At 55.5% G+C, this 5,439-nt stretch carries 4 protein-coding genes; 1 reads left to right on the top strand and 3 read right to left on the bottom strand.

Features of this window, described 5'->3' with window-relative positions:
- Window positions 1–60 precede the first annotated feature (60 nt).
- Window positions 61–915: an ABC transporter substrate-binding protein gene (locus Q2941_RS50555; RefSeq protein ID WP_458197384.1), complete on the top strand. Its 855-nt coding sequence runs from the start codon at window positions 61–63 to the stop codon at window positions 913–915.
- Between the two features lie 83 nt (window positions 916–998).
- Here the strand turns inward: Q2941_RS50555 and Q2941_RS50550 are convergent, their stop codons facing one another.
- From Q2941_RS50550 to Q2941_RS50540, 3 genes are all read right to left on the bottom strand, one after another.
- Window positions 999–2,540, bottom strand: a complete 1,542-nt coding sequence (locus tag Q2941_RS50550) for an aspartate ammonia-lyase (RefSeq protein WP_458197383.1) — start codon at window positions 2,538–2,540, stop codon at window positions 999–1,001.
- A 110-nt stretch (window positions 2,541–2,650) separates the two neighbouring features.
- Window positions 2,651–4,195 carry a carbohydrate porin gene (locus Q2941_RS50545; RefSeq protein WP_458197382.1) on the bottom strand — a complete coding sequence of 515 codons (1,545 nt, stop codon included), beginning with the start codon at window positions 4,193–4,195 and terminating at the stop codon, window positions 2,651–2,653.
- Between the two features lie 768 nt (window positions 4,196–4,963).
- On the bottom strand, window positions 4,964–5,439 hold a 476-nt coding region (locus Q2941_RS50540; protein ID WP_458197381.1), incomplete at its 5' end, for a TauD/TfdA dioxygenase family protein.

Here is a 5,439-nt window from a genome sequence, read left to right as displayed (position 1 = left end):
ACAAGCGATTCATCCGATTCAAGATTCTTCGATCGAGCCTCCCGCAAATGAATCAAGCACTTGTGGGTAATTGAAAGGTGGCTAGACAGCTTACGCGATCATGGCTGGATCGAAGGGAAGAACCTGATAATTGATTTCCGAAATGCTGAAGGGCATCCCGAGCGCCTGCCGCCTCTTGCAACCGAGCTTGTTGCCCTCAAGCCCGATCTGCTGGTTGGCCCGAGCCCTCAGGTAGCCGTAGCCCTGAAATCGGCAACAGCTACCATTCCGATCGTATTCGTGGCTGTCGCCGATCCCGTGGGGCTCGGCCTCGTGCAAAGCCTGTCGCGACCGGGAGGCAATATCACGGGCCTTTCGACCTTGGTACCCGAAAACTTCGTCGAGAAACGCCTCGAAATCCTCCGCGAACTCGTTCCCGGCGCCTCGAAAATCGCGCTCTTGGTCAATCCGAACAACCCAATGCATAGGCTGATAGATGTGCCTCGCACAGCACGGAAAACGAGAATGACTCTGACGATAGTTGAGGCGACCACCGCCGAGGAACTCGATATCGCCTTTGCCTCGGCTGCTGCCCAACACGCCGATGCTATAATTGATATTGGCGATCCTCTCACCATCGTCCAAGAGGCTCCGCGAGTAATCGCGCTCGCGGCGAAGCATCATCTCCCGGCAAATTACCAGTTCCGAAGTCAAGCTGCCGCAGGCGGATTGATCGTGTACGGCCCCGATTTCGCCGATCTGCTTCGCCGTGCAGGCGACTACGTCGATAAACTTCTCAGAGGCGCCAAGCCTGCCGATCTGCCGGTCGAGCAGCCGACCAAATTCGAGCTAATCATCAACATGAAGGCTGCCAAAGCGCTCGGTCTCACCGTGCCGCCCTCGTTGCTCGTCCGGGCCGACGAGGTTATCGAATAGAGATGCGAGATGCCGTTTGCTACAGGCGCATGAGTCAGGTAATGGCCCATCGCGACATATTGCGCCGCGCATGAACTTGGTCGCTACAGAAGCAAAGCAGACATGACCTTCGTCGCGTCATCGGCCGGTTTATGTGTACACGGCCTCGTCGATTCAATCGCAGCGCAGTACATGAGCGACTCCACTTCTTCGCGCCTCACTAGGCCACGTTCGATAGCGATCTCGAGAAAAGGTCGATGTTCATTGAGCGCCGCTCGTACAGCCGCGGCGATACTGGCGTACCCGAACTCAGGTACCAGTGCTGTCGCTAGCGCACTCGACGCCAGCAAATTCTGCCGGGACCGATCTTCATTAACCGTAAGCGAGCGCACACACCGCTCGAGGAAGATTGTCGCCGAACGTTGAAGGAGGATGATGGACTCGATCAGGCGATCGCAAACGAGCATGTCGTAGCAATTGATCTCCAGCATGCCGTGCTGGCAGGCTATCGCGATGGCAGCATCGTTCCCCAAGATAGCAAACGCTGCTTGGCAAACCGCTATAGGAACAACTGGGTTTACCTTGCCGGGCATAACCGAAGATCCAGCCTGGATCGCGGGCAACGCAATTTCGCCGATAGCGCCGCCGGGACCCGACGAGAGCACAATGAGGTCATTGGCAATCTTCCAGAGGGAATTCGCTGAATTTCGAAGTTCGGCTGATAACCGCGCACACGCGTCTAAATTCTGCATCCCATCGAATACATCGGCAGCTGGCTTGATTTCGTCACCAATCAAGGTCGACAAGTGTCGGAACACCGCCTGTTTGTAGCCAGGTTTGGAGTTAAGTCCGGTACCAACTGCAGTCCCACCGAGTGGAAGGACCAGGAGTTGGCGCCGCAGTTCCTCCACTTGCTTCGCATGGCGCTCTAGGACCGCCTCATATGCCCCGAATGTCTGACCGAACAACATTGGAACGGCATCCTGCAAACATGTGCGGCCAAGGCGCAAGGTTTCGGAATGCTCATTCTTCTTTTCCGAGAAGGCAGCCGCCAATTGCATCAAGGCAAGCGAAGTACCTTGCGACACACGAAAGATCGCAAGCCTTACGGCCGTCGGAAGCACGTCGTTGGTGGATTGACCGAGATTGACGTGTTCATTTGGATGAATGAAGGCGTAGTCGCCAGCTGGTTTTCCGCTCAGCCGCGCGGCCACATTTGCGATCACCTCATTGACATTCATGTTCGAGGATGTGCCACCGGAGCCTTCGAGCACATCGACAATCAAGTGGACATCGTGCTTTCCTAAGCGGAGCTCTTGGCACGCTTTGACGATGGCTTCGGCTTGCTCCGCTGAAAGCGCGCCGATCTCTTGATTGGCTCGCGCCGCAGCTTCCTTTATCATCGCCATTGCGGGGACGAACTCAGGCAACGTCGCGATGGTACGGCCCGTTAGTGGAAAATTCTCCACAGCCCGAAGAGTATTGATGCCGTAGAGCGCGTCCGCGGGCAGCTCCCTCTCACCGAGAAGGTCTTCTTCGATACGAATCTGCCCCATGACGACAACGCTTTCGTTTTTCTTCGAGTGGCCATCGATATCAGTGATGCTTATCGCCCACGCAATTTGGCCACGGCCGCGATCGGACAAAGGTCAATTCGTAGAGAGGCTCCGGTGAGCACCGCATTGATAATGCCTCTCCAGAATTTTGCGATGGTTCCGCATAGGCCGATCTATGAGGGTGCACGCCCTCTTCGCGGTTAGAAGAATATCGACGTGGAGACCAACAGATTCAACGCATGTCCCGTTCGGGGGGTATATGTGATGCTTGTCGGGTTATTGATATACGTCAGTCCTACGCTTGAATATATGCCGGGTGCCAAATGCGCTGTATATGTTCCAGAGATCGCCGTACTGTCGCGATGCACAAGGTGCTCCTTGGCCAAGGCCGCATCCACTGCAAAGTTGCTCCACGCGGTGTTTGTGGCAACCACAGCAATCTGATCGTGTGGCCGGCTGTCAAACAGTCCCTTCGCATAAAGACGGAGCTCGTAGTACTGACTGACCCTGTTTAAGTCAGGCGGCGCGTACATCACAGAAAATCCGCCATAGATGCCACGAGCCGCCGAGCCTTGGGCATCAGACTGCCAGAGTTGCCTGTCCGCCGCGACGTAATAAACGCTATTTGCGTTAGCTCTCGGTTGCGTCGGATACTGCAAGTCTTTGTAGCTGCTATTGTTGAAACCGGCACCTGCCCGCAACCAAGTCTCGGGCGAACCCGGTGCAGCTCTGTTCTTGTAACCGGTTTCGTCAAGTAGAAGAACGCCCGCGTTGGTCGTGCCCCAATATAAGCCGGTCGGATTTTCGACGATCTGCGCAGATTGGCCGTCTGGACTGAGTGAACGCTGCAGCGAGATCCTGTTGTAGAAGCCATCACCAAAATTGTACTTCAGATTGAGAGCTGGCGTGGGCGCGGCATTGTTGCTCATGCCTGCTTGGTATAGGATATTCGATGAGGCTCCAAAAACGTTTACTGCTGCGTTTCCTCCGACCACAGTTCCCACGAACTCATTTATGTTTCTGAGATAACCCATTTTGAGTTCAAGCTTGCCGTCGAAAAACGTCTGATAATAGGCGAGCGTATTGATCCCAAATCTGTCTGGGCCCCCGGGCTTCCATGTCCAATATTGCTGCTGGGCACCCACGATGATCTGACCATCGGGAATCCCAAAGCGGCTAAGATCATAGGTCACGATCATGAAGTTTAGGGTATGAAATGTCGGATTCTGGCCAATATATAGCTGATCGTGGATGGTGCTCCTGGCTGCATTCGGCAGCTGATTGGCCACGAATGTGTTTACTGTCCCGCCGACATAACCGACCCCGACGTCTGCCAACGCAGATCTAACGCCGCCGTAATCCTGATCGATCGTATCGGCAGGGCCAGGAATGTTGAGCCACATGCCTTTTTCGCGCAGGTTCTCGAACCTTGCAAATGGATCGGCTTTTAATTGAGTTGTGTTGTTTACAAGAACAACCGTGCTATCGGGTGATGCAAGAGTGATCGCTTTTTGTGCGCGCGCAAAGCTACCGACGGGATGCACTGCTCCTTGGGACCGGTAGCTTCGGGGCTTGATAGCGCGATAGTCCTTCTTTTGAAGTCCTCCCTGAGCAATCTGATTCGGAGTGCCGCTTTTGGGGTTAGGCACGTTGGCAGCGTGTGCCGGCGCCAAGCCGCCGATGGGACTCGCCGCGAGGGACAGCGCGACGGCAAGCCATCTCTGCGCGTTGGCTTCATGAAGCATCGTTTGTAGCGCGCTAGCCGCGAGACGAAGCAATAGGCTGGCCCGAAGCCTTGAGATCTTTGAAGCCTGAATGCTCGAGACGGCGGAGAGCGCATCGGGAGTAGACCTCTTGGCTGCAGATGACGAGATAGTAGATCCCTCAGGCCCGACGGCGCAGCCAGATCTATATTGCATCCCGACTTCCTTAACGCGTGAAGAACGACTTGTTGCTGAGCGACGATTGCCATGTGTCCGACGTTTGCATCAATTGCTAGGGTTGGTAGGTGACACCGGCCGCAAGGCATTGCTTCGCGATTCGGCTCCTCAACGCTCGAAGGTGTCGCCGCGATCAATCGTTACTCGTTTCGCTGGGATCTCGCGCGCCTCACGATGGATAAAGAGCTAATTCAGGACGTGGGCTCGTCTACCGACAAAGTCACGCGCAAAGCCCATCTTGACACCGTCGCCACGAGGTCAAGAAGATTGGAGTAAACCACCTGCTGGACGGGTTTATCGTCCCCGCTCACACACGCTTCTCAAGGGTAGAAACGCGATTGCCGGGAGGCACTTTCAAAGCGGCTAGCCGCCATTGCTGATGGGAATGACGGCATGGCAAGCCGATATGGCCTCATAAGAACCGGCGCAGTTTTTGATTTGAGAGCGCGCAGCGCGCCGCTCGGAGACATCGTTGAAATGCGATAACGAAGCAAGCCGAATGCTGCATGCAGCGATTTGGCGAACAAAGGCAGGGTCTACATCAACCGGATCGCGGCCAATCTTGTGGAGGCGCTAGGCAACTTTCGTGGCTGGTTCCTTGGCTGCCTTGATGCGTGTTACGCTGCTCTGACCATCGATGCTGACGGGTACTTCACCGGCGACGGTGGCGCGACGAACGAGACGATGCTGGTCGCCGTAATCGTTCACCGCGTAATGCTGCGTGGCGCGATTGTCCCAGATCGCTATATCGCCTTCCCTCCAGCTCCAGCGGACGGTATTTTCGAGCGCCGTGATATGAGACTGAAAGACATCAAACAGCTTCTGGCCGTCGTATTTTGGGATACCAAGAAAATTTTGCACCAGAGCGCCGAGCACCAGCGTGCGTTCGCCGGTCTCGGGGTGCACGCGCACCACAGGATGCTCAGTCTGATAGATCGTCCTAGTGAAGACTTCGTCCAAGTGCTTTTTGTCGAGCTCGCTGACACGGTCCAGTATTGCGTAGTCAAAGGAGTTGCTGTGAACGGCCCAAAGCTTGTCTGCGAGCCGCT

Source organism: Bradyrhizobium sp. UFLA05-153, from assembly GCF_054185185.1.
The sequence above is the reverse complement of the archived record's forward strand: the minus strand, read 5'-3'. Positions and strand labels throughout refer to the sequence as shown.